Origin of the sequence: Streptomyces sp. NPDC059994 (assembly GCF_042737755.1) — a bacterium.
In the GTDB taxonomy this organism is placed as follows: domain Bacteria; phylum Actinomycetota; class Actinomycetes; order Streptomycetales; family Streptomycetaceae; genus Streptomyces.
The window spans coordinates 1-24296 of record NZ_JBHWUR010000024.1; the positions used below are offsets into that span (position 1 = coordinate 1).

General features: G+C 74.0%; 20 protein-coding genes. 9 read left to right on the plus strand and 11 right to left on the minus strand.

What is annotated here, in order from left to right:
- Positions 1-208 precede the first annotated feature (208 nt).
- Both ACFWA7_RS15115 and ACFWA7_RS15120 read left to right on the plus strand, forming a co-directional pair.
- Complete coding sequence (locus ACFWA7_RS15115) at positions 209-2707, plus strand: beta-glucosidase (protein ID WP_385823304.1); 2499 nt, start codon at positions 209-211, stop codon at positions 2705-2707.
- A 715-nt stretch (positions 2708-3422) separates the two neighbouring features.
- Positions 3423-4073, plus strand: a complete 651-nt coding sequence (locus ACFWA7_RS15120; RefSeq protein WP_385823306.1) for a DedA family protein — start codon at positions 3423-3425, stop codon at positions 4071-4073.
- Positions 4074-4094: 21 nt separating this feature from the next.
- Here the strand turns inward: ACFWA7_RS15120 and ACFWA7_RS15125 are convergent, their stop codons facing one another.
- Positions 4095-4541, minus strand: coding sequence for an SRPBCC family protein (locus ACFWA7_RS15125; RefSeq protein WP_385534833.1), 447 nt, complete (start codon positions 4539-4541; stop codon positions 4095-4097).
- 94 nt (positions 4542-4635) lie between these two features.
- Here ACFWA7_RS15125 and ACFWA7_RS15130 point away from each other — a divergent pair, with 94 nt between their 5' ends.
- Together ACFWA7_RS15130 and ACFWA7_RS15135 are read left to right on the plus strand one after the other, a co-directional pair.
- Positions 4636-5166, plus strand: a complete 531-nt coding sequence (locus ACFWA7_RS15130) for a gamma carbonic anhydrase family protein (protein ID WP_385534835.1) — start codon at positions 4636-4638, stop codon at positions 5164-5166.
- A 78-nt stretch (positions 5167-5244) separates the two neighbouring features.
- Positions 5245-5988, plus strand: coding sequence for an acyltransferase (locus tag ACFWA7_RS15135; RefSeq protein WP_385534837.1), 744 nt, complete (start codon positions 5245-5247; stop codon positions 5986-5988).
- Between the two features lie 80 nt (positions 5989-6068).
- On the opposite strand, the gene ACFWA7_RS15140 is transcribed toward ACFWA7_RS15135, so the two are convergent.
- Positions 6069-6932 carry an EamA family transporter gene (locus ACFWA7_RS15140; protein ID WP_385534839.1) on the minus strand — a complete coding sequence of 288 codons (864 nt, stop codon included), beginning with the start codon at positions 6930-6932 and terminating at the stop codon, positions 6069-6071.
- Positions 6933-7054: 122 nt separating this feature from the next.
- Here ACFWA7_RS15140 and ACFWA7_RS15145 point away from each other — a divergent pair, with 122 nt between their 5' ends.
- The 5 genes from ACFWA7_RS15145 to fxsT all read left to right on the plus strand — a co-directional run bounded on the left by ACFWA7_RS15145 (position 7055) and on the right by fxsT (position 15903).
- Positions 7055-7627: a helix-turn-helix domain-containing protein gene (locus tag ACFWA7_RS15145; protein WP_385534841.1), complete on the plus strand. Its 573-nt coding sequence runs from the start codon at positions 7055-7057 to the stop codon at positions 7625-7627.
- A 206-nt stretch (positions 7628-7833) separates the two neighbouring features.
- Complete coding sequence (locus ACFWA7_RS15150; RefSeq protein WP_385823308.1) at positions 7834-8019, plus strand: hypothetical protein; 186 nt, start codon at positions 7834-7836, stop codon at positions 8017-8019.
- Between the two features lie 16 nt (positions 8020-8035).
- Entirely contained in the window at positions 8036-10486 is a 2451-nt protein-coding gene (locus ACFWA7_RS15155; RefSeq protein WP_385823310.1) for an FxsB family cyclophane-forming radical SAM/SPASM peptide maturase, read from the plus strand.
- A 94-nt stretch (positions 10487-10580) separates the two neighbouring features.
- Entirely contained in the window at positions 10581-11945 is a 1365-nt protein-coding gene (locus ACFWA7_RS15160; RefSeq protein WP_385823312.1) for a TIR-like protein FxsC, read from the plus strand.
- Positions 11929-15903 (plus strand): FxSxx-COOH system tetratricopeptide repeat protein, encoded by a 3975-nt coding sequence (fxsT, locus tag ACFWA7_RS15165; protein WP_385823314.1) that lies wholly within the window; start codon positions 11929-11931, stop codon positions 15901-15903. Before ACFWA7_RS15160 ends, fxsT begins: the two co-directional genes overlap by 17 nt.
- Before the next feature lie 49 nt (positions 15904-15952).
- Here fxsT and ACFWA7_RS15170 read toward each other — a convergent pair whose 3' ends face one another.
- The 9 genes from ACFWA7_RS15170 to ACFWA7_RS15210 form a co-directional block, all read right to left on the minus strand.
- The gene (locus tag ACFWA7_RS15170) at positions 15953-16819 is read right to left on the minus strand and encodes an alpha/beta fold hydrolase (protein WP_385534851.1); all 867 of its coding nucleotides are present in this window, start codon (positions 16817-16819) and stop codon (positions 15953-15955) included.
- Positions 16820-17032: 213 nt separating this feature from the next.
- A complete protein-coding gene (locus ACFWA7_RS15175) occupies positions 17033-17440 on the minus strand; it encodes a CoA-binding protein (RefSeq protein ID WP_385823316.1) in 408 nt (135 codons plus the stop codon).
- A 28-nt stretch (positions 17441-17468) separates the two neighbouring features.
- Positions 17469-18365 (minus strand): class I SAM-dependent methyltransferase, encoded by an 897-nt coding sequence (locus tag ACFWA7_RS15180; RefSeq protein ID WP_385823318.1) that lies wholly within the window; start codon positions 18363-18365, stop codon positions 17469-17471.
- The gene (locus ACFWA7_RS15185; RefSeq protein ID WP_385534857.1) at positions 18365-19159 is read right to left on the minus strand and encodes an alpha/beta fold hydrolase; all 795 of its coding nucleotides are present in this window, start codon (positions 19157-19159) and stop codon (positions 18365-18367) included. Before ACFWA7_RS15185 ends, ACFWA7_RS15180 begins: the two co-directional genes overlap by 1 nt.
- The gene (locus ACFWA7_RS15190) at positions 19156-19809 is read right to left on the minus strand and encodes a LysR substrate-binding domain-containing protein (protein WP_385823320.1); all 654 of its coding nucleotides are present in this window, start codon (positions 19807-19809) and stop codon (positions 19156-19158) included. Before ACFWA7_RS15190 ends, ACFWA7_RS15185 begins: the two co-directional genes overlap by 4 nt.
- Positions 19802-20653, minus strand: coding sequence for a DUF6182 family protein (locus tag ACFWA7_RS15195; RefSeq protein ID WP_385823322.1), 852 nt, complete (start codon positions 20651-20653; stop codon positions 19802-19804). Before ACFWA7_RS15195 ends, ACFWA7_RS15190 begins: the two co-directional genes overlap by 8 nt.
- Before the next feature lie 73 nt (positions 20654-20726).
- Positions 20727-21893, minus strand: a complete 1167-nt coding sequence (locus ACFWA7_RS15200; RefSeq protein WP_385534863.1) for a hypothetical protein — start codon at positions 21891-21893, stop codon at positions 20727-20729.
- Between the two features lie 73 nt (positions 21894-21966).
- Positions 21967-23373 (minus strand): NAD(P)/FAD-dependent oxidoreductase, encoded by a 1407-nt coding sequence (locus tag ACFWA7_RS15205; protein ID WP_385823324.1) that lies wholly within the window; start codon positions 23371-23373, stop codon positions 21967-21969.
- A gap of 19 nt (positions 23374-23392) precedes the next feature.
- A complete protein-coding gene (locus ACFWA7_RS15210; RefSeq protein ID WP_385534867.1) occupies positions 23393-24250 on the minus strand; it encodes a class I SAM-dependent methyltransferase in 858 nt (285 codons plus the stop codon).
- Positions 24251-24296 lie beyond the last annotated feature (46 nt).

Below are 24296 nucleotides of genomic sequence, written 5' to 3' on the forward strand. Positions count from 1 at the left end.
GGCCCCGAGTGCCTGCACTCGGGGCCGGATCCGTTTCTTGTTCAACTTATTGACTCCTTTCCGGGCCGGTCCTAGCTTTCTCGGACAACACGAGGCGCCTGACGGTGCGTCAACAGAGTTCTGGCGCATGGTGTGTTCAGAAGCCGAAGCACGTCCTGCCGTTTGCACGTGTCACTTCGCCGTGCCCGCACACAAAGGAGTGACGGTCATGTCCGACACCGTTTCCCGCAGGTCCGCCCTGTGGCTGCTCGGCGGCGCCGTCACGGTCGCCGCGGCCGCGACCGGCTGGAGCGCCCTGCCCGCCCGGGCCGCCGGGCCCCGCGCCGCCGGAACCGCAGCCGCCGCGGCCCCCGCCGCGAGCCCCCGTGTCGAGTCGCTGATCCGCCGCCTCACCCTGGACGAGAAGCTGTCCTTCCTGCACGGCGCCGACGACCCGCACAGCCTCGGCCAGGCCGGCCACCTCCCCGGCGTACCCCGGCTCGGCATCCCACCCCTGCGGCTCGCGGACGGGCCCGCCGGGGTCCGCGTCACGAAGCACGCGACCGCGCTGCCCGCCCCGGTGCTGCTCGCCTCCGCCTTCGACCCCGCGCTCGCCCGGGAGTACGGGGAGGTCATCGGCCGAGAGGGACGCGCGCTCGGCCAGGACGTGCTGCTCTCGCCCATGGTCAACCTGATCCGCACCCCGTACGCGGGCCGCAACTTCGAGACCTTCTCCGAGGACCCGCTGCTCTCGGCCGACCTCGTCGCCGAGGAGGTGAGCGGCATCCAGGCGCAGGGCCTGATCGCCACGGTCAAGCACTTCGCCCTGAACAACCAGGAGAAGGACCGTATGTCCGTCGACGTACGGGCCGACGAGCAGACCATGCACGAGGCGGAGCTGCGCGGCTTCGAGGCGGCGGTCGCCGCCCGCGCCGGGGCCGTCATGGGCGCGTACAACAAGGTCGGCTCCACCTTCGCCTGCGAGAACGCCGACCTGCTCACCGGGGTGCTGCGGGACACCTGGGGCTTCGACGGGTGGGTGATGACCGACTGGTTCGCCGCCCACTCCACCGTCGCCTCGATCCGCGCCGGGCTCGACATGGAGATGCCCGACGGCACCCACTTCGGCGCCGCCCTCAAACAGGCGGTCCGGGACGGCAGCGTCCCCCAGGCGCTGGTGGACCGCTCGGTGCGCCGCGTCCTGACCGTCATGGAGCGCTTCGGGCTGCTCGACGGCAGCGCTCCGGCCCGCCCCGACCGCGACCCGGCCGCCGGTGCCCGCACCGCGCTCAAGGTGGCCAAGGCCGGGGCCACACTGCTGCGCAACGAGCACCACGCCCTGCCGCTCACCGGCGCCGCGGCCCGCTCCCTCGCGGTGATCGGCCCGACCGGATCGCTCCCCTTCGTCAGCGGCGGCGGCAGCGCCCATGTGGTGCCGGACCGGGCCGCGAGTCCCCTGGACGCCATCAGGGCACGGGCGGGCAAGGGCGCGCGGGTGCGCCACGCCCTCGGCGAGGACCTGTTCGGCCGGGCCCTGCCCGCCGGAGCCGTCTCGCCCGGCGCCGACTTCGAGGGACAGCACATCGCCGCGGGCGCGACCTGGACGTACGACGGCACCCTCACCGCCGCCGAGGCCGACGAGTGGACCCTGGTCGTCCACTACTCCGGGCGAGAGCGGCCCGTCGTCCTCCTCGACGGCACCGAGCTCTTCCCGCTCGCCCCGGGCTACGGCGAGTACTTCGCGGGCGGCCTGGTCGGCACCACCCCCGACGGGCTCTCCGTGCGCCGGGCGACCGTGCGGCTCGCGGCCGGTCCGCACACGCTGAAGATCACCGCGAAGGGCGGCGCCGAGGGGCAGCTGTTCCGGCTGCGCCGGGTCACCGGGGCGACCCGCGCCGCGGACGTCGCCGAGGCGGTGCGTGTGGCGCGCGCGGCCGAGAGCGTGGTCCTCTTCGCGTACGAGGACGCCACCGAGGGCGCCGACCGCACCACCCTCGCGCTCCCGGGCCACCAGAACGCGCTGATCGACGCGGTCACCGCGGCCAACTCCCGTACCACCGTGGTCCTCAACACCTCCTCCAGCACCACCATGCCCTGGCTGGAGCGGACCGCCGCGGTGCTCCAGATGTACTACCCCGGCCAGGAGGGCGCGGCGGCCACGGCCGCGGTGCTCTTCGGCGACTGCGACCCTGGCGGGCGGCTCACCCAGTCCTTCCCGGTCTCCGACGAGCGCCACCCGGTGGCGGGCGACCCGCGCCGCTACCCGGGCGTCGACGGCGTCGAGGAGTACAGCGAGGGCATCCACCTCGGCTACCGCTGGTACGACGCGGCGGGCGTCGCACCGCTCTTCCCCTTCGGCCACGGCCTGTCGTACACGGCCTTCGTCTACGACGACCTGTCCGTGCGCACCGAGCACGGGGGGCTCTCGGTGACCTTCACCGTCCGCAACACCGGCCGCCGCACCGGCACCACGGTCGCGCAGGTCTACGTCGGCCGCTCGCCGCACCTCCGCCTCGACCAGGCCGAGCGCGCGCTCGCGGGCTACCGGCGCCTGGAACTGCCTCCGGGCGGCATGCGCCGGGTCACCGTCACGCTCCCCACCCGCACGCTCTCCTCCTGGGACCCGGCCCGGCACGGCTGGGTCCTGGGCACCGGCCGCCGCCGCGTGGAGGTGGGCGCCTCCGCGCGCGACATCCGGCTCACCGGCCACGGGGAGGTCCGGTGCTGAGCGACGGCGGGATACGGGTCCGGCTCGCGGCCCGGATCCGCACGGCTCTGCTTCTCACGACCGCCTGCGCGGCGGACCTGCTCACCCCCGTCCCGGCCGGGGCGCTCACCCCCGGGCCCACCCTCGTACGCACCCACTCCGGTCTGCTCGAAGGGGAAACGACCGGCGAGGGGCGGCAGTTCCTGCCAATTCCCTACGCCGAGCAGCCGGTCGGCGCGCCGCGCTGGACGGCGCCGCCCCGGCCGCGCCCTGGCGGGGCGTGCGCGATGCGACCCGGTTCGCCGACCGCACCTCGCCGCCCTTCGCCTCGCTGCGCGCCCTGCACACCGACTTCGTCTTTCGGGGCCACCCCATATGAACGAGGTGCGGTACCTCTTCCGCCACTTCGGCCTCGATGCGCCGTTCGACCCCGAACAGCGGGCGCCGGCCCGGCAGATGACCGCGTACTGGGGCTCCTTCCTGCACGGGAACCCGCCCCGGGCGGCCGGGCAGCCCGCCATTGCCGCAGTGGTCCGGCGACGGCTTCCCGGGCCGGGCTGCTGCGGCTGCGCACGGCGTCGGCGGACGGTAACGCCGTGGTCACCACGGTCGCCCGCGCGCACCGGTGCGGCTTCTGGGACGCCGTCGACGCGGTGTGAGCGGGTAGGCTTCCCGGCGTGCGCCAAGGGGGGCGCACACCGGGCGTCGGCCCGCCGCGATCGGGAGGAAACGGGCCTTGCACATCCAGGAGTGGCTGGAGAACATCCCCGCCGTCAGTGTCTACCTCCTGGTGGGGCTGGTCATCGGCTTGGAGAGCCTCGGCATTCCGCTGCCGGGCGAGATCGTCCTCGTCAGCTCCGCGCTGCTGGCGTCCCAGGAGGGTCACATCAACCCGGTGATCCTCGGCGCCGCCGCCGTCGTGGGCGCGGTCGTCGGTGACTCGATCGGGTACGCGATCGGCCGCAGGGGCGGCAGGCCGCTGCTCGCCTGGCTCGGCGCCAAGTTCCCCAAGCACTTCAGCGAGGGCCATGTCGCCATGGCCGAGAAGTCCTTCAAGAAGTGGGGCATGTGGGCGGTCTTCTTCGGCCGTTTCATCGCCCTGCTGCGCATCTTCGCGGGCCCGCTGGCGGGCGTGCTGCACATGCCGTACTGGAAGTTCCTGATCGCCAACGTGCTCGGCGGCATCTGCTGGGCGGGCGGCACGACGGCCGCGATCTACTACATCGGCGTGGTCGCCGAGTCGTGGCTGAAGAACTTCTCGTACGTGGGTCTGGGGCTCGCGGCCGTGCTGGGCGTGGTCTCGATGCTGATCGTCAAGAACCGCGCGAAGAAGGCGTCGGCCGAGATCGAGTCGGCCCAGGCCGAGAACGTGGCCGCCACGGACTGAACACCGCCGGTCCCGGGCGGTTCACTCCCCGAGCAGCGCGGTGAGCGCGCGGCCGAACACCAGCCGTCCCGCGCGGGCGGTCAGCGGATCGAGCAGCCGGGGCAGCCGCCACACCCGCAGGTCCTCCCGCCACACGAGCAGCGCCCCGGCCGCGGATCCCCGGGGGCTGGGGCGCACTTCGATCTCGGCCCAGCCGGTGACCACCCGCCCGCGCTTCTCCATGCGGCAGCGCCCCGGCCGTCCCCGCTCGGGCGGCTCCCACACCACGACCTCCATCGGGTCCTCGAACGCGAGGCGCCCGATGCCGGTGCGGGCCACGAAGACCGTGCCGACGCCGGTGGGCGCGGGAGTGGTGACGGTGATCCGGGTCAGCGGGACGCTCCCCGAGTGGCGGCCCCAGTCGGTGAGCCGCCGCCACACCTCGGCGGGGCCCGCCTCCGTACGCCGGTCGATCCGGAAGAGTGCCATCCGGCGATCGTACGGGCCACCCGGGCGCACACCCCGGCGATCCGTCGCCTACCGTGCCCCTGGGTGCGATGAGATCCGTACGAAGGAGTGGCGCATGGCAGAGCAGGCGTTGGTCGTGGCTGTGGGCGGGAAGAAGCCGCAGGTCGACCCGGCGGCGTTCACCGCACCCACCGCCGTGGTGCTCGGCGAGGTGACCCTGGCCGCCGGGGCGAGCGTCTGGTACCACACGGTGCTGCGGGCCGACTGCGGCCCGATCGTGCTCGGCGCCGACAGCAACATTCAGGACAACTGCACGGTCCACGTGGACCCCGGCTTCCCGGTGACGGTCGGCGAGCGCGTCTCGGTCGGGCACAACGCCGTGCTGCACGGCTGCACGGTCGAGGACGACGTGCTCATCGGCATGGGGGCGACCGTGCTCAACGGGGCCGTGATCGGCGCCGGTTCGCTGGTCGCCGCGCAGGCGCTGGTGCCGCAGGGGATGGTCGTACCGCCCGGCTCGCTCGTCGCGGGCGTGCCCGCCAAGGTCAGGCGCGAGCTCACCGAGGAGGAGCGCGAGGGCATCAAGGTCAACGCGCTGATGTATCGGGGCCTGGCCAGGGACCACCGTGAGGCGCACGGCGGCTGACCGCCCGGGCCCGGGCTGAGCGGAAGATCACAGGTCCCGGCGCTGACCAGCCCGGTCGGCGGTGAGTACCGTGTGCGGGTGCCGAAGAACAGAAACACGTTCTCATCGCTGACAGCCTGGCGGCGCCGGCTGGCCGCGGGCGCGGTCCAGCGCGGCTGGCAGTGGGTGCAGCAGGCGGGGGCGATCACCGCCGAGCACCCCGGGCGGCTGCGGTTCCGCCGGATCGGCTCCGGCACCCGGCTCGCGTTTCCGCAGGGCACGGTCTTCGGAGAGCCGTGGATCGAGCTCGGCGACCACTGCATCATCGGCGAGCAGGTGACGCTGACGGCCGGGATGATGCCGGGCCTCGACCTCGGCTCCGAGCCGATCCTGACGCTCGGGGACGGTGTGGTGCTCGGCCGGGGCAGCCACGTCATCGCGGACACGACGGTGACCATCGGCTCGAACACCTACTGCGGCCCGTACGTCTACATCACCTCCACCAACCACAGCTACGACGACCCGCACCAGCCCGTGGGCAAGCAGTGGCCGCGGATGGAGCCGGTGGAGATCGGGCCGGGCTGCTGGCTCGGCACCGGCGCCGTCGTGCTGCCCGGCGCCCGGCTCGGCCGCAACGTGGTGGTCGCGGCGGGAGCGGTGGTGCGGGGCGAGGTGCCCGACCACGCCGTGGTGGCCGGGGCGCCCGCCCGGATCGTACGGACCTGGGACCGCGAGAACGGCTGGCAGCCGCCGCTGCGCACACCGGCCCCGGTGCCGATCCCCGAGGGCGTCACCCCCGAACAGCTGCTCGCGGTGGCGGAGTTGGCGACGGACGAGGCGTAAGCGCCCAGGGGCGCGGGGAACCGCGCGATCAGCCACCACCGGCCGGCGGACGACACTCCGACCGTCACGCCGACATCCCGTCACCCCGTCGCCAGCAGCAGCGTGCCCACCAGGGCGATGCCCGCCCCCGCCGCCTGCACCCCGCGCAGCCGCTCCTTGAGTACGCCCCGCGCGGCCAGCGCCGTCACCACCGGGTAGAGCGAGGCGAGCACGGCCGCCACGGTGACCGGTCCCTGCTGCGCGGCGATCGAGTACGTGCCGTTGGCCGCCACATCGGCCAGGCCGACGAAGGCGAGCGCGGGCAGTGCGGCGCGGACCACGCTCATCCCGCCCTCCGGCAGCGCGTCGCCGCCGCGCTTCACCGAGACGTACAGCGCCGCGCCGCCGACGGCGACATTGGTGACGCGCTGGACGAAGAGCGCGAGGAACAGGCCGGTGAGGGTGGTCGACGCCTCCGCGATCAGCGCCATCACCGCGCCGAAGCCGAACGCGGCGAGCAGCGTGAGCACGATCGCCTGCCGCTGTACCGGCGCGCCCCGCAGCTCCGGGCCGCCCGCCATGAGGATGCCGACCACGGCGACGGCGATCCCGGCGAACTGGAGCACGCCGGGCCGCTCGCCGAGGACCAGGCCGACCCCGACCGGCACGGCCACTCCGAGTGAGCCGAGCGGGGAGACCACGCCCATCGGGCCGAGCGCCAGCGCCTTGTAGAAGCTGAGCATCGCGACCGGGCCGACGGCGCCCGCCGCCACCGCGAACCAGAGCTGGGGCCCGGCCTCGTGCCACCCGCCGGTGGCCACGACGACCGCGCCCAGGACGACGACGGCGATGGACTGCGAGACGACGACCACGGTCAGCGCGGGCGTACGGCGGGTGAGCAGCCCGCCGCCGAAGTCGGCCAGCCCCCACAGGAGGCTGGTGGCCAGGGCGAAGAGTGCCGTCATGAGAGTGCCTCGCAGTACAGTGCGGTGAACGGTTCGGTGCACCGGACCGTAGTTCACTATACTGAACTTGTCATCCAAAATATTAGTCTGTCGCTCCCGGCGGCCAACCTCATGGACGGAATGTGTCGGACCTCGATCTGCTGACCCAGTCCCTGGCCCGCAACGTCAAGCGCTGGCGCACCGAGCGCGGCTTCACCCTGGACGCGCTCGCCTCCCGCGCGGCAGTCAGCCGCGGCATGCTCATCCAGATCGAGCAGGCCCGGACCAACCCCAGCGTCGGCACCGTCGTCAAGATCGCCGACGCCCTCGGCGTGAGCATCACGACCCTGCTCGACTACGAGAGCGGGCCCAGCGTGCGGATCGTGCCGCCGGACCAGGCCGTCCGGCTCTGGTCCACCGAGCGGGGAAGCTCCAGCACCCTGCTCGCGGGCGCCGAGGCCCCCGGCCCGCTGGAGATGTGGCGGTGGCACCTGATGCCCGGCGACGGCAGCTCCTCCGACCCGCACCCGGTGGGCACCTTCGAGCTCATCCACGTCACCGCGGGCACCCTCACCCTGGTGGTGGACGGCGCCGAACACCCCGTCCCGGCAGGCCACTCGGTCTCCTTCGAGGCCGGCACGAGCCACATCTACCGCAACGACGGCACCGAGCCGGTGGAGATGACCATGGCGATCTCGGTCCCGTTCGAACGCTGAGACCTCCGGCGCGGTGGCCCGTGGTGCCGCGGGAGCCCGGGATTCGTGCCGTAGGAATCCGTCGGGTGACGCGAACTGGCCATCCATGCGCGGGAGTTCGGACCGATCGGCGCGGTCCTGTGCGAGAGTGGCCGATGCGGGGAAGACAAGTGCGGAGAGGGCAAAAGCCCTCCCGCAACGATGCACGCCCGCCGGTGGGGGGATTCATGGGACATCTCGTCACGGCCGCCGAACGACCTTGTACGGCGGCCGACCGCCAGGGCCGTGAACGGCCATCACTGCACACACAGGCCGCCAAGGCGCGCGGCGGGGAACTCCCCGCGGAGATACAGCGCCTGATCGCCGAGAACGCCTCGACGGTTCCGGTCGCCGCCTTCCAGTCGGCGCTCTAGCCGGAGGCCCCGCGCCATGGACCGGTCGCCTCCGGTGGTGTCGCAGGTCGTACTGAAGATGCACAGCCGCTGCGACCTGGCGTGTGACCACTGCTATGTGTACGAACACGCCGACACCAGCTGGCGCGGCCGGCCCAGGGCGGTCTCGCACGAGATCCTGGCCGCCACGGCGGCCGGGATCGCCGCCCACGCCCGGGCCCACCGGCTGCCCGCCGTCCATGTGGTGCTGCACGGCGGCGAGCCGCTGCTGGCCGGGCCCGCGCTCCTCAGACGCGCCGCCGAGGAGCTGCACCGCGCCCTGCGCGGCGTCAGCGCCCTCGATCTGCGCGTCCACACCAACGGGGTCCTGCTCGACGAGGAGTTCTGCGAGCTCTTCCGTGAACTCGGCGTCCACGTCGGCGTCTCACTCGACGGCGACCGGGCGGCCAACGACCGCCACCGCCGCTACGCCGACGGCCGCAGCAGCCACGCCCGGGTCATCGACGCGGTCGCCCTGCTCGGCCGCCCCCGCTACCGGGAGCTGTTCGCCGGGCTGCTGTGCACCATCGACCTGGAGAACGACCCGGTCGCGGTGTACGACGCGCTGGCCGGACTGGACCCGCCGCGCATCGACTTCCTGCTGCCGCACGCCACCTGGGACCACCCGCCGCCCCGCCCCGCGGGCTCGCCGACGCCGTACGCGGACTGGCTCGACGCCGTGTACCGCCGCTGGGACGGACAGGGGCGCCCGGTCCCCGTACGGCTCTTCGAATCCGTCCAGCGCACCCTGCGCGGCGGCAGCAGCCTCACCGAGTCCCTCGGGCTCGCCCCGGCCGACCTGGTGGTCGTCGAGACCGACGGCACCTTCGAGCAGGCGGACAGCCTCAAGACGTCCTACGACGGCGCCCCGGCCACCGGGATGAACGTCTTCGAGCACAGCCTCGACGACGTGCTCACCCACCCCGGGATGCTGGCCCGCCAGAAGGGGATCGAGGCGCTGTGCGCCCAGTGCACCGCCTGTCCCGTGGTCGCGTCCTGCGGCGGCGGCCTCTACGCCCACCGCTACCGGACCGGAACCGGCTTCGACAATCCGTCCGTGTTCTGCCCCGACCTGATGGCGCTGATCATGAACATCCGCACGCACGAGTCGCTCCCCGGGCACCCGGCGCACACCCGGGCCGGTGAGCCCACCACCCGGCCCGAGGCCGAACAGGCCCTGGAACCGGCCGACTTCGAGGAGCTGGCCGCCGGGCTGGGCGGCGCCGACACCGTCGCCCGCCTCGCCCTGGCCCAGCTCGACCTCAACCGCGGCCTGCTCGCCGCCCTCGGCGGCCGGGCCGACCCGGCGGACCGCCGGGCGGCCGCCGCCTGGGAGCTGCTGCTCGACCTGGACGCGGCGGCGCCGCACGCCCTGGAGGCCGCCCTCGGCCACCCCTACTTCCGGCCATGGGCGCTCGGCGTCCTCGGCGGCCGTGAACCCGGCGCGCTCGCGGGCGGTCTGGCGGAGCTCGCGGCGTCGGCGGCGCTGCGGGCCCGGCGCGCCGACACCGTCGTCGTGCCGCTGCGCGACGGCACCCTGCGGCTGCCCGGCATCGGCCGGGCCCTGCTGCCGGGCGGCGCCGAAGAGGCCGAACTGACCGCGCAGCCCTACGGGTTCACCGTACGGGCCGGGGGCCGCAGGATCGAGATGGGCTGGGGCGAGGGCCTGGACGGCCGCACCCCGCACTGGCAGCCCGTACGGCTCTTCGAGGCGAGCGGCTGGACGGTCGCCCTGGAGGACACCGATCCGCTGCGCGACCGCTACCCCTGGCCGGCCGAGGAGCGGCTGCCGGCGTCCGGGGCGCGCGCCTGGGCCGACGCGCTCGCCGGAGCCTGGTCCCTGATCCAGCGCCATCTGCCCTCGTACGCACCGGGAATCGCCGCCGGACTGCGGTCCATCACCCCGCTCAGCCCACGGGCGGGCGGCGACACCAGCGCCACCTGCCGGGACGCCTTCGGAGCCGTGGGCGCCGCCCGTCCGTCCGCCCCGGCCCCGCTCGCCCTCCTGATCGTCCACGAGTTCCAGCACGTGAAGCTGGGCGCGGTGCTCGACAGCTGCGACCTGTACGACCCGGAGGACACCGGCCGCCACTACGCCCCCTGGCGCGACGACCCGAGACCGCTGGGCGCCCTGCTCCAAGGCGCGTACGCCCACCTGGCGGTCACCGACTTCTGGCGGGTGCGGCGCACCACCGCGGACACCCCGGCGGCGCGCGGCAGGGCCGAGGCGGAGTTCGCGCGCTGGCGCCGGCAGACGTCGGAGGCGATCGACACGCTCGCCCGCTGCGGCGCGCTCACCGGCCCGGGCAAACGCTTCGTCGCCGGGATGGGAGAGGCAGCCGCGGCCTGGCGGGAGGAGCGGGTCGCACCCGAGGCGCTCGCCGCGGCCGCCAACTCCGCCCGGCGCCACCGGGACGCCTGGCGGGCCCGCAACGCGCCGCGCGGGTGACCGGCCGCCCCCGATTCGGCTCGTACAAGCGGTTCCGCCGTGGATCGCTCGCTTTCTACACTGAGGACCCACCCACTCGGACCGGGAGGGAGCGGTGCCGCACGGAGCCGCGCGGGGCGGGGGACACGAGCCGAGGCCGTACTTCTTCCTGAGCTACGCGCACATGCCGAAGAACGATCCCCGGGACAAGGACCCCAACCTCTGGGTGCAGCGCTTCTTCCGCGACCTGTCCGCGCACGTGATGCAGCTGACCGCGCTCCCGGCCGGGGTGCCCGCCGGGTTCATGGACCAGCACGTGCGCCCGGGCGAGGACTGGCAGGGGCAGATCACCGAGGCGCTGGCGCACTGCCGTGTCTTCGTACCGCTCTACTCGCCGCGCTACTTCCTCAGCGAGCAGTGCGGCCGGGAGTGGTTCGCGTTCGCCGGGCGCGACACCCTCCACCAGTCGCGCAGCGAGCACCGCTCACCCCCGGCGATCATCCCCGCGCTCTGGATCCCCGTACTGCCGCACCAACTGCCCGAGCCCGCCCGCAGGTTGAAGTTCGACCACGCGGACTTCGGCGACGAGTACGCCGACGAGGGCTTCTACGGGATGATCAAGCTCAGCTATCTGCGCGACCACTACGAACACGCCGTCTACCAGCTCGCCAAGCGCATCGTGAGCGTCGCGGAGCGGACCCGGGTGGCCGACGGCGACCCGCTCCAGGACTACGCGACGCTCACCTCCGCCTTCGGGGCGGCCCCCGGGCCCGGGCGCGACCTGGAGGTGACCGTCCTCGCCTGCTCCCGCGACGGCCTGCCGCGCGGGCGCGGCCCCGACTGCTACGGCTCCCGGCCCAGCGACTGGAACCCGTACCACCCGCTGTCCGCACGGCCGCTGGCCCGCCACACCGCCGACCTCGTCGTCAACCTCAACTACGCGGTGCGCCTCGCGGAGTTCGAGGACAGCGCCGACCGGCTGCTGCGCCCGGGGCCGCCCGACGCCCCCGGGCTGCTGCTGCTCGACCGCTGGGCGCTGGACTCGCCGCGCCACCGGGAGCTGGTGCGGCTGCTCTGCGCCGAGCCCCGCCCATGGCTCAGCGTGATGGTTCCCTGGAACCGCGCCGACCCCGAATCACCCCCGCGCGAGGCCGAGTTGCGCCATGTCGCGGACGAAGTGCTCGCGACACGGCTGCGGCAGAGCCCCGGCCACCTGACGCAGGGCGGCGGGCTGCCTACTCTGGAAGCCTTCAGCCAGGAGCTCCCCAGGGCGGTCCGGTCGGCGGTCAGGCACTACGAGAGCGCCGCGCGCACGGACAGGCCGGCCGGGCCCGGCAGCCCGCTGCCCCACGTCCTGCCGGACGGGGTCGGGCTCGGCCGGCCGGCCCGCGGCCGCACCGGGGACCAGCGAGAACAGCGCGCCGCCGGGAAGAGCAAGGCCGAGCAGGTGGAGGGCCCCCCAGATGGCCGAGAACCGTGACGGGACCGTCATCACGTTCTACTCGTACAAGGGCGGCACCGGACGCACGATGGCGCTCGCCAACTGCGCCTGGATCCTGGCGGCCAACGGCTACCGGGTGCTCGCCGTCGACTGGGACCTGGAGGCGCCGGGCCTGCACCGGTTCTTCCACCCCTTCCTCAACCTGCGTGATCTGGAGGCCACCCCGGGCCTGATCAACCTGATCACCGAGTACCAGGAGGAGGCCCGGAGGCCCGGCGAGCGCACCCCGGACTGGCACCGCGCCTACGCGCGCGTCCGCCCGCACGCCGTCACCCTCGACTGGTCCTTCCCCAGCGGCGGCAGCCTGGACTTCCTCTCGGCGGGCCGCCGCAACCGCGACTACTCCTCGGTCGTGGGACGGATGGACTGGGACCACTTCTACGAGCACTCCGGCGGCGGCCAGTTCTTCGACGCCATGGGCGACGACATGCGCCGCCACTACGACTTCACCCTGATCGACAGCCGGACCGGACTCAGCGACATCGCCGACATCTGCACCGTCCAGATGCCCCAGGTGCTCGTCGTCTGCTTCACCCTGAGCGACCAGAGCATCGACGGCGCCTCGGCCGTCGCCCGGTACATCGAGGAGCGCTACCAGGAGCGGAACATCCGCATCCTGCCCGTGCCGACCCGTATCGACGAGGGCGAGAAGGAGAAGGCCGACGCCGGGCGGGCGCTCGCCCGGGAGTACTTCGAGGGCCTCCCCAGCGGCCTGACGGGCGAGGCCGCCGACAGCTACTGGGGCACGGTGGAGATCCCGTACCGGCCCTTCTACGCCTACGAGGAGGTCCTGGCGACCTTCGGGGACCCGCCCAACCTCGGCAGCTCCCTGCTCGCCGCCTGCGAGCGGCTCACCTCGGTGCTCACCCACGGGCAGGTCACCGGGCTGCCGCCGATCGACGAGTCGCTGCGGCTCGCCCATGCCGCCGCCTTCACCCGGCGCAGGCCCGCCTCGCCCGCGAACATCGTGCTCAACCACGTCTCCGAGGACCGGATGTGGGTGGACTGGCTGTCCGCCGTGCTCGGCGCGGCGGGCTTCCGCACCTTCCCGGTGGACGTCCGCGCCCCCCGGTCCGACCTGACGGTGCCGGAGTCCGGCGAGGACAGCGCCCACCGCGTCCTGCACATCGCCTCCCCGCCCTACCTCAAGTCCCGTGCGGGACGCGGTCTGTGGGACAGCGGACCCGCCCCCGACCGGGCCGGCGGCCGCCGTCAGGTGCTGCCCGTGCGCGTCGGCGACGTACGGCTCACACCGCCGCCGGGCGGGCTGCGCGCGGTCGACCTGGTGCGTGTGGACGAGGCCGCGGCGGCGGCCGCGCTGCTCGCCGCGCTCGGCCGGAGCGAGGCCGCCGCCGCGCTCCCGTGCGCCCCCGACCGCCCCCGCTTCCCCGGGAACGCGCCCCGGATCTGGAACGTACGGCCGCGCAACAGCTGGTTCACCGGCCGCACCGACCTCCTCGACCGGGTGCGCGACCAGCTGCGCGGCGACAGCCGCTCCGCACAGCGCCTGCCCCAGGTCCTGTACGGACTCGGCGGCGTGGGCAAGACACAGGTGGCGCTGGAGTACGCGCACCGCTTCCGGGCCGACTACGACCTGGTGTGGTGGATCGAGGCGGAGCGGCCCGACCTGGTGGTGGCCTCCCTGGCGCAGCTCGCCGCCGAGATGGGCCTGCGGACGGGGGACGTGGTGGCCGAGGCGGCCATGGCGGCCCTCCAGGAGCTGTGGCGCGGCGAGCGCTACCCGCGCTGGCTGCTGATCTTCGACAACGTGGAGGACCCGGACGAGGCGCTGCGCCGGCTGCCCCCGCCCATCGGGCCGCTCCCCGGCCCCGTCTACGGGCATCTGCTCGCCACCTGCCGCAACAAACCGGCCACGAACCGGGTGGAGACCACCCAGGTCGAGGTCTTCACCCGGTTCGAGAGCGTGGAGCACCTGACCTGGCGGGTGGCTGGCCTGCCGCCCGGGGACGCCGACCTGGTCGCCGACGCGGTGGGCGACCTGCCGCTGGCCGTGGAGGTGGCGGCGGCCTGGCTCGCCGAGACGGCGACGCCCGTGGACGCCTATCTGCGCCAGCTCGCGGAGCAGAGCACCACGGTCCTCTCGCTCGGCACACCGGAGGGGTACGGGCTGCGGTTCGGCGCGACCTGGGCCATCTCCATCAAGAGGCTGCGCGAGGAGTCGAGCGCCGCGGTGCGCCTCCTGGAGATCTGCTCGTTCTTCTCCGCCGAACCCGTCTCCATGCGGCTCATCGGCAGCGACGCGATGTTCGACGCGCTGCTCCCGTACGACGCCGATCTGCGCGAGCGGTACATGCTGGGCCGGGTCATCCAGACGCTGAACCGGTTCGCCCTCGCCAAGGTGGACCCGGCGGACAGCAGCATCCAGGTGCACCGCCTCGTCCAGGCGGCCGTGCGCGACGCGCTCAGCGCCGAGGAGCAGGCCGAGACCAAGAGCGTGGTCCACCGCATCCTCGCGCAGGCGCGGCCGGCCGAGGGCGTCGACCGGGACGACCCGGTGAACGACCCCAAGAGCTGGCCCGCCTTCGAGCTGATCTGGCCGCATCTGAACGCCTCCGGCATCGCGGACAGCGACGACGCCAAAGCCCGTGAGCTGATGGTCGACCGGATCCGCTACCTCCTGCGGCGCGGTGAACTGGAGAGCGCCCGGGTCTTCGGCGCCCAGCTGGACCGGATCTGGACCAGCCGGCTCGGCGAGGACGCGCTGCAGACCCTCAACATCCGCTTCGAGCTGGCCAACGCCCTGCGGGCGCAGGGCCGTTACCAGGCAGCGCTGACCATGGACGAGGACACCCTCGCCCGCCAGCTGCGCCTTTTCCACGCCGGCCATCCCGCCGACGACCACCCCAGCGTGCTGATCGTCACCGGCAGCCTGGCCGCCGATCTGCGCGCCGTCGGCAGGTTCACCGAGGCGCTCGAACGCGACCTGTGGGTCTACCGGGGCATGCGCCGCCTCTTCGGCGAGGCCCACCGGCGCACCCTGATCGCCGCGCACAACCTCGCCATCGACTACCGGCTGACCGGGGACAGCGAGGCCGCGCGGCGGCTCGACGAGCGGACCGTGGAGCGCCGCGGCATGCTGCTCGGCGACGACCATCCCTACACCCTGGTCACCAAGATGAACCTGGCCGGGGACCTGCGGGAGACCGGCGAGTACGCGGTCTCGGTGGAGGTCCTGCGGGAAGTCGTGGACGGACTGCGCCGGGTCCTGGACCCGCACGCGCCCGAGGTGCTGCGCGCCGCCAAGAGCCTGGCCGTCTCGCTGCGCAGGGCCGGGTATCCGCACGAGGCGATGCGGCTGACGGGGGAGACGTACGAGCGGTTCCGCGACCGGTACGGGCCCGCCTCGCCCGACACCCTCGCCTGCGGGGTCGGCCTGGCCGCCGACCTTGCGGCCACCGGCGACCCGGCGCACGCCCTCGACCTGGCGCGGCAGATGTTCGAAGGGTACCGGGGGACGCTGGGCGAGTCCCACCCGTACAGCCTGGCGTGCCGGGCCAATGTGGTCGTCCATCTGCGCGCGACGGGAGGCGCAGAGGAGGCGGTCGCGGACGCCGAGGAGGTACGCGACCGGCTGGAGCAGGCGCTCGGCCCCCAGCACCCCTTCACGCTGTGCGCGGCCGTCAATCTGGCGAACGTGTACGGAGACCTGGGCCGGTTGGACCTCGCCGAGCGGTGGGAGTACGCCGCGCTGGAGGGACTGCTCGACAAGCTGGGTCCGTGGCATCCGGACGTGCTGGTCTGCCGGTCGAACCTGGCGGTCACCCTGCGGGCGGCGGACCGGGGCGAGGACGCGGCCGGAATGCGCGCGGCGGTGATCGAACCGGCCGCCGAACGCCTGGGCGTGGACCACCCGATCGCGGAGGCGGCCCGCTCCTGGCAGCGGCTGGACCGGGACATCGAAATCCAGCCGGTCTAGGCGCGGTGGCCCTGCGCATCGAGCGCCGGGCCTCGCGCGACCGGCCGGTCTAGGAGCGGGCGGCCCAGCGAAGGGCGCGGGTGAACACCGCGAGCGCGCCGAAGTGCGCGGCGTCCGGGGGCACTTCCAGGCGTGCCCCCGGGATCCGCTCGGCCAGCCACCGGGTGTGCTGCGCGGGGGCGAAGACGTCCTGCTCGCCGTGCCACAGCAGCACCGGCGTACGGATGTCCTCCGGCCGGAACTCCCAGGGCGAGCTCAGCGCCAGTACGTCGTCGACCCATCCGTCGGCCGAACAGCGCAGCCCCTCCGCGAAGTTACGGACGAGCAGCGCCCGGATCGCGGCGTCGGCCAGCACCTCCCGGTCCGGCCCCGGCACCATGCCGTGCATCGCGGTGACCGTCGCCCTCGGATCCGCCCGTATCTCCTCCGCCCGCACCTCAAGGGCGGCCGTGACCGCCTCCGGGCCGCCCGCCGCGATCGTGTACGCCCTTACGTTGTCCTCGGTCATGCCGTCGAACCAGTCGAGGCCGTCCGCGTCGCGCGGCGCGAGCGGGACGAGCGCCACCGCCCTGGCCGTACGCCCCGGAAGCCGCGCGGCACACGACAGCGCGTGCGGCGCGCCGCCGGAGCGCCCCACCACGGCGAACTCGCCTATGCCCAGGGCGTCGGCGATCGCCGCCACGTCCTCCGCCGCGTGCACCACCCGGCGCCCCGGCCGCCGGTCGGAGTCCCCGTACCCGGGCCGGTCGAAGGTGATGAGGCGGACGCCCATGCGGTAGAGCACGGTGCTGCGGGGAGCCGGACCGTGCCGGCTCCCCGGCGTGCCGTGCAGCAGGAACACCGGCCTGCCCAGGGGGTGCCCCCGGCTCTCGACGGCCAGGTTCCGGCCGTCCGGGGTACGGATGAGCTGCGGCAAGGCGCGCCTCCCGTGGGTCCGTTCGGGGGCTGGGGGATGGCGCCAGTATGAGCGCGCCGGGACGGCCGGTACAGCGGACGACGGGGTGCGGCGGGACGACGGGGTGCGGCGGGACGGCGAACACGGCGGGACGGGGTGGGGCGGCACGGCGGAACGGGGTGCGGGGGCACGGCCGGTACCGCGCGGGGCGCGGGCCCGAGCCTCCGGGCGGGCTCAGCCCAGCCGGGGTATCTCGATCGCCGGGCACCGGTCCATGACCATGTCGAGCCCCGCCGCCCGCGTCCGCTCGTACGCCGCGTCGTCGATCACCCCGAGCTGGAACCAGACCGCCTTGGCCCCGGCCGCCACGGCCTGGTCGGCCACATCCCCGGCCAGCTCGCTGTTCACGAACACATCCACCACGTCGACCTTGAACGGAATCGCGTCCAGCGACGGATACCCCTGCTCGCCGTGGACCGTCTCGGCCTTGGGGTGCACGGGCACGATCCGCTTCCCGTACCGCTGCAGCACCGCCGCCACCCCGTACGCCGCGCGGCGCTCGTTGGACGACAGACCCACGACCGCCCAGGTGTCCCCGGTCCCGGTCAGGATCTTGCGGATGGTGTCCTGCTCGCTGTTCACTCCGTGCCTCCTGCGGACCGCGGGTCCGTTAGATGTGCTCCTCACCCGCAGAACGACTGACCGGCTTCTGGAATTCCCGCTGATCGGGCACGGTGCCGACTGCCAGCACATTGCCCTCGCTGATGTATCCGTCGGGCCCGTCGAGCGGATGGTCCGCGGCGTCCGGGTCCGCGAAGCGGCGCCACTCCTCGCTCAGCCCGAGCGCCAGGGCCTGCTCTGCGAGCCGGGCACAGGTCGGGGCGTAGAACGCCCTGGCCTGCGGAGTGAGCGGGGCGAAGTGCTCGATCAGGGCGGTCCGTTGCCGCACCTCGGTCAGGCCCGCGGTTTTCAGATGGCGGTACAGATCGCGGGTGCGCAGGAGCTGGGCCGCATAGCCGGGGGTCCGTCCGGCCGCGCGGAAGAAGTCCGTGAAGAGATACGGGTCCGCCGGCCGGGCCGTGATCAGGTGGGCGTCCAGGTCCTTCACCGCTATCGTGCCGCCGGGCCGCACCACCCGCCGCAGCTCCCGCAGCGCGAGGGCCAGTTCGGAGTCGTTCAGGTACTGAACGGTGTTCGCGCACCAGACGGCGTCGAACGTGGCGTCCGCGAAGGGGAGTTCCAGCAGATCGGCGCGGCGGACGTCGACCGGGCAGGCGGGGGACCACCGCGCCAGCCGTTCGGTGGCCAGCGCGGCGTTCTCCTCGGCCAGGTCCACCGCCGAGACCCGCCCCTCCGGGCCGACCAGATCGGCCAGCCACGGCAGGAAGTCCCCGCCGCCGCAGCCCGCGTCCAGGACATGCGCGCCGGGCTGTATGCCCGCCTGCCCGAGCAGGCGGAGATAGTCGTCCCGGCATGCGTCGAAGTGCGCGTCGACGATGGTGTGGTGGGTGAAACCGAGGCCGGTGGAGGTGGTGAACCCCCAGGCCCGGTGGTCTTCGGTCAGCATCAGCGCGCATCCACTTCGGCCGTGAGCGCGTCCAGTTCGGCCAGGAGGGCGTCCAGTTCGGCCTGAGTGGCCTCCGGTGCCTCCAGTGGCGGCAGATGTCCCGAGCCCGGGACGACCACGAGGCGCCCCCGGGGCAGGGCCTCGACCATCGCGCGCGTGTCCGACTCCGACACCAGCTCGTCCTCCTCACCGACGATCACCACGGCCGGGATGTCGGTGGCACGCAGGACGTCCAGGGCGTCCGGCCGCGCCGCGATCGCCCGCTGGGCCCAGGCCAGCGACGCGGGAGAGGACCCGGCCGCGACGGTACGGAGCCGGGCCAGCACCTCCGGCCGCTCGGCGCGCGTGGTGGCGCCGACCAGTCGGGGCGCGGTCGACCCGATGACCGCCGGGCCCTTCACCGGGTCCTCGACGAGGGCCAGGAAGCCCTCCCGCGCCGTGCGCGTGGCCTCGTCGTCCATGTCCGCCCGTGTGGACAGCAGGGCGAGCGCCAGTGCCCGACCGGGATGCCGGCGCAGGAACGCCATCGCCGCATAGCCGCCCATCGAGACCCCGACCAGCACCGCGCGCTCGATGCCGCGCTCGTCCAGCTCGCGGGCCAGGTCGTCCGCGACCGTGTCCAGCGACGGCGGCTCGTCACCGAGCGGAGTGGCCCCGAAGCCGCGCTGGTCGGGGGCGACGACCAGATGTCCACGCCGCTCCAGGGCCTCCCGGTGCGCGTCCCACATCGACGAGTCGAGGGAGAGCGCGTGCAGCAGGACCACGGGGACCCGGCTGTTCGTCGTCGCCGTCATCGCGCCGTGCTCCCGCTTTCGGCGTCCGCGATGAACCGGGCCGTGTGCGCGGCCGGTTCGGGGTCCCGCAGCCAGGCCAGGGCGACCGGCGCGGGCGGCAGATCAAAGATCGGGATCACCTTCATATGCGCCGGCGCGATGGCCTCCAGGGACTGGAACGTCAGATGGACGGCGTCAGTCCCGGAGAGCGTCCCCATCAGGCCGTTCACCGTGCCCATGTCGTACGCGCGCCGGATCCGGCGGCCCTTCGGGGTGCGGGGCGGCACCACGTCGTCCCACACGTACTCCGGGAAGGCGCCGGGGCAGCGGAAGCCCTCGTAGGCGGCCAGCTCCTCCACCGACACGGACGCGTGCGTGGCGAGCGGGTGGTGGGCGCCGACGATCACCGCTCGCGGGTCGAGTGCCACGGGGCGGCTCACCGCCAGATCCGGCTCCCGCAGCCCGTACTTGACGATCATGACGTCGAGTTCCTTGGCCCGCAGCCCACGGAACGGGTCGGCCACGTCGTACCCGACCAGCTCGACCTCGCTCTCGTCGCGGCCCGCCGCGCGGACGATCGCGGTGGCGAGATCGGGCGAGCCGTGGATGCCCAGGCGGACGGGCGGCGGGCCCGGGACGCTGCCGGTGGGAAGGGTGGTGCGGTCAGTCATGGCGAGTCTCCTCGGTCAGTGCGGCAAAGGCGCGGAGCTGGTCGGGACGGGTGCGGTCGACATCGACGCGGAGCGCGGCGAAGGGCGCGGTCGCGCCGGTCAGGCTCGGGACGGAGCGCAGGGTCAGCCGGTCTCCCGGCATGATCAGGCCGTCCAGAGCCGCCTCGACCACGAGGTGGTTGAGGTGGACGAGCGCCTCGGGCACGGGAACACCCGAAGCGGCCACATAGAGGTCGCGGTGGACCCCGGCCCTCGGCGGGGGGCCGGGGCGCGGCGCGGAGGGTCGCGGCGGGGCGGCGCCGCGCGGCAGCGGTCCGGCGCCGGGCCCCGGTGTCGGGGCCTGCCGTTGCGCCCCGGAGTCACCCCGACTGGCTGTCGGGGCCGGGACCGTGACCGTTCTCGGCGGGCCCACCGGGAACGCGGCCGTGGACAGGAACAGCTTGAGCAGGCGGCGCAGCCCCGCGCTGCTCTCGGCCGGTGCCGGGCCGCACCAGCCGACCGACCCGTCCTCGGCCAGGCGGTCGAATGGGTAACGGCCCAGCAGGTTCGCGGGGTTCCCGGCCAGGAACACCGTTCGGGTGAATGAGCGCCGCCAGGCCGCCGCAGTCTCGGGCGCGAGCCCGAGCGCGAAGGCGGACGCGTCACGGATCCAGGCCGCGGGGTCGAAGTGGCGCACGACCGCCACCGCCTGGACGGCGTCGGCGTCCGGCCGCTCGGCGACCCGGGTGCGCGCCGCCAGCAGCGCGGCGAGGTCCGACTCGCCCTCGGCGTCGACCAGTTCGGGCCGTAGCTCCCGCAACCGCCGGAACGCCTCGGCGTGCAGCCGTCGCTGGGTCAGGGGCACGGGAGCACCTCCGGGGCGGGCCGCTTCCCGCTCGGGGGTCCGGGAAGATCTGCTGAGGGGAGTGGTCGCCCGGTCAGGAACACAGGAACACCTCCGCCAGCAGATCGCGCGCGGGCGCGGCGCGGCGCCGGGCGAGCAGGCTCGTGGTGAGCCGGTACGGGTCCACATAGGTGTGGTCGCGGCGGTGGACGCCCAGCCGTTCGGGCAGACCCGGCTCAGCCGTGGCGGGCGCGCCGGACAGCAGGCGGTCGGCGCGCTTCAGACACTGGTGCAGCAGATCGGGCCGATGGGACTGGGCCTGGCCCGGTCCGAGCGTCGCGATGAAATAGAGCCGCATGCCGAGCCGGATCGCCGCCTCGTCGTGGTCGGCGGACGCCGCCCCGATCAGCGCGGCCGCGTCCAGGCCCCGCCAGCCGCCTTCGCGGGCCGAGCGGATCTCGCCGTCCACCGGGACGCGGCCGACCGGGACCCGGTGCACGACGGGCCCCAGCGGCGCGAGCACGCGCGCGAGGAGCTGGTAGTCCGGGTCGAGCTCACGGTCGTACAGGAACACCACCTCGTCGTAGTGCGGCGCGAGCGGCAGGAGTTCGCGCAGTGCGCAGGCGAGGTAGTTGGGGCGGCCGTCGGCGGTGACGATCTGCCGCAGCGGCAGACCGTGCCGCGTCAGGTCGAGGTAGACCGGGCCGCCGAGCCCTCGGTGGTCCAGGCACAGGCCACGCGCGCGTAGCTGCTCCAGCATCTCCTCCAGACCGAGGCCGGGCGGCTGGTGGGCGAGGAGCCCGGGGTCGTACAGGCCGAGCCGGGCGTAGTGCTCCCGCCACAGTTCGAGGACCCGGGCGGCGGCCGGGTGCACCCAGCCGTGGTGCTCGACGGCGTCGGCGTACGGGCGTAACGCGGCGGCCGGAACCCGGTCCGCCGCCGCGCGGTGGCGCACGTACAGCGAGCCGATGTCGTCCTCCGTCAGTTCCGCGTAGCCGGTGTCCCCGTGGGTGCGGTCGAGGAACTCCCAGAACCCCAGGGTCTGTTCGGTGAGGTGGTACGTCGTGTGGCTGTAGCGGTAGTCGACCTCCGCCAGACACGCGGTCGCCCGGTACATCACGTCCGTCCAGAACAAACCCTTGAGGTGGGACGGGGCGAGCGGTTTGGAGGGGGTGACCGTGATCGGAGCCAGCAGCACCCGGCGGCGCGCTCCCGCCGCCGCCCGGGGCCGGGGCGCGGAGACGACTGCGGGGGCGGTCACGGGCGTGCTCCTTCCACCACGGAGGGGGCACGGCGACGGGACGGCGTCACGACGGATCTCCTTCCGCACGGCGTCACGACCGGCCTCCTTGCGCCGCCACGAGGGCGCCGAGGAGGTCCTGGCGGGGCATGGTCGCGGTGCCCGCCGGGACCGCGCCACGGGGCGCCTGAGCCACGCGATGCCGGAACTTCTCGTCCCCGAACACCTCGTCCGGAGTGCTCAGCCCCATCAGGACCCGCATCAGCCCGCGCCACACCGTCCCGTCCTGGGCGGCGGCCGCCCGTATGGACGTGTCGGGGCAGCCGGCGTAGGCGGGCGGCAGCGGCCGGCCGTGCACGACGGCGCTCCAGCGCCCGATCCGCTCCCGGTCGGTGCTCGCCGCGTGCTCGTACCACGGCCGCAGGAACGTATCGGCGAACCCGGCCGCGGCCTCGGTCCGTTTGGTCGCGGGGCGCGCGGCCAGCGCGTCGGCGAGGCCGAAGGCCTGCGCGAGCGCCAGCGACATCCCGCGCCCGTAGAGCGGGTTGGTGACACAGGCGGCGTCCCCGACCGGGAACAGGCCCGCCACGGGCGGGTGCACGGCGGTGGCGCGCAGCGCGTTGGCCGGGCTGCCGATCACATGGACGGCGGAGATGGGCGCGCTGACGGCGTCGTCGAGCCAGTCGGCCAGGCCCGGAGTGGCGCGCGCGACGGCGGTGAAGTCATCGGCGTGCCGCAGCCGGTCCAGTTCCGTGTCGCCGGGCAGCGTGCCCAGGGCGATCGCGAAGGTGCCCGCGTCGCCGGGGTGCAGCACGCCCGCGTAGTGGTCCCAGATGTCCCCGGCGGCATGGCCCCGGTTGAGCGGCCCGGGCAGAGAACTGCTTCTGAGCCGGTAGAACCGGGTGAAGCCGCGCAGCCCGGACGGGCTGGTCAGATCCCCCGCCACCGGAATCCCGGCATCCGTGAGCCAGCCGCGCGAGGCCGCGCGGCGGCCGGTGGCGTCCACGACCACATCGGCGGGCAGGTGCGCGCCGTCCGTCGTCACCACGCCGCGCACGGACTGCCGGTCGGCGCTCAGCCGCAGCCCGCGCACCGTCGTGCCGTGCCGGATCTCCACCTGCGGCAGGGCCTCGACCGTCCGGTACAGGACGAGTTCGAGCGTGGTGCGGCGGCAGCCCAGCGCGACCAGTTCGTCGTCGCCCACCTCGCGCGCCCGGTCGGTCGCACCCTGCGGCAACGCGCGCGTGAGGTCGAACAGCGGGGCACCGGCGGCGACCAGCCGCTCCAGGACCTCGGGCGCGCGCGTGCGCAGCGTGCGCACGCCGAGCGAGGTCAGCGTGTGGGACTGCTGGGCCTGCGGCACGGTCGGCCGCTGCCAGCGGCTGTGCAGGTCGGCCATCGCGCCCCGGGGCGGTGGGGCGGAGCGCTCCAGGACGACGACCTGCCGTCCGGAACCGGCCAGCGCGAGCGCGGAGGCCAGACCCGCGACACTGCCTCCCACGACCAAAGCTGTCGGCATCTCAGCGCCGCCGACCGTGGATGAAGAACACCCGGCGCACGTTCGCCTCGTGCCGCGCCGGCACCGGGTCCGGCCAGCGGCCGAAGTCCGCGCCCGGTTCGCCGGGTTGCAGCGCCTCGACGGAGAACCCCAAGCTCTCGAAGAGCGCCTCGGGCTCGTCGGTCCCGAACAACCAGGGGCAGCCCCAGCCCGCGAAGACGTCCAGCAGCCCGCGCATCTGCGGGAGCGTCAGGGCGGCGGCGTTGACCAGGTCGGCGGCGATCCGGCTGCCGGGCGCCGAGAAGGCGGCGACGCGGCGCAGGATGCGGTGGGTGTCCTGCTCGGGGATGTAGTACAGCAGCCCTTCGAGCAGCCAGGTGGACGGCAGGGCCGGGTCGTACCCCGCCTCCCGGAGGTCGTCCTCCCAGTCGGGAGAGGTGAGGTCCACGGCGACCGTACGGTGGTCGGTCCGCGGGCTGACGCCCTCCAGCCGGTCCTTCTTGTACGCCAGCACCGCGGGCCGGTCGACCTCGTAGTAGCGCAGCCCCTCGGGCCAGTCCAGCCGGTAGGCGCGCGAGTCCATCCCGGCCGGGGCGAGCACGATCTGCCGCATCCCGGGCTCGCGGGCGGCCTCTTGGAGGTAGTCGTCGAAGAACCGGGTGCGGATGGCGTTGTAGTCGGGGGTGCTGGGGAGCGTACGCGAGGCGTCCGCCGGGAACGTCGCCTTCCGGATCTCCGCGAGCAGCTCCGGCCCGATCTCACCGCAGAGCGCGTCCGCGTACGGATCCTGGTAGATGCGGTCGGGCCGACGCGTCTCCGCGGCACGCAGGGCAGCGGTGAGCAGGGCGGTGCGTTCGACTGCGTCGAGCAACTCGGTCACGGGGTTCTCGTCTCCTTCGGTCGGATGGGTGGAGTGCGGGGCCCGC

What these genes read in the sequence shown, in the direction of transcription:
- ACFWA7_RS15115 (WP_385823304.1), top strand. Translation starts at nt 209, where the DNA reads ATGTCCGACACCGTTTCCCGCAGGTCCGCCCTGTGGCTGCTCGGCGGC.
- ACFWA7_RS15125 (WP_385534833.1), bottom strand. Translation starts at nt 4,541, where the DNA reads ATGGCACTCTTCCGGATCGACCGGCGTACGGAGGCGGGCCCCGCCGAG.
- ACFWA7_RS15130 (WP_385534835.1), top strand. Translation starts at nt 4,636, where the DNA reads ATGGCAGAGCAGGCGTTGGTCGTGGCTGTGGGCGGGAAGAAGCCGCAG.
- ACFWA7_RS15140 (WP_385534839.1), bottom strand. Translation starts at nt 6,932, where the DNA reads ATGACGGCACTCTTCGCCCTGGCCACCAGCCTCCTGTGGGGGCTGGCC.
- ACFWA7_RS15150 (WP_385823308.1), top strand. Translation starts at nt 7,834, where the DNA reads ATGGGACATCTCGTCACGGCCGCCGAACGACCTTGTACGGCGGCCGAC.
- ACFWA7_RS15155 (WP_385823310.1), top strand. Translation starts at nt 8,036, where the DNA reads ATGGACCGGTCGCCTCCGGTGGTGTCGCAGGTCGTACTGAAGATGCAC.
- fxsT (WP_385823314.1), top strand. Translation starts at nt 11,929, where the DNA reads ATGGCCGAGAACCGTGACGGGACCGTCATCACGTTCTACTCGTACAAG.
- ACFWA7_RS15180 (WP_385823318.1), bottom strand. Translation starts at nt 18,365, where the DNA reads ATGCTGACCGAAGACCACCGGGCCTGGGGGTTCACCACCTCCACCGGC.
- ACFWA7_RS15185 (WP_385534857.1), bottom strand. Translation starts at nt 19,159, where the DNA reads ATGACGGCGACGACGAACAGCCGGGTCCCCGTGGTCCTGCTGCACGCG.
- ACFWA7_RS15190 (WP_385823320.1), bottom strand. Translation starts at nt 19,809, where the DNA reads ATGACTGACCGCACCACCCTTCCCACCGGCAGCGTCCCGGGCCCGCCG.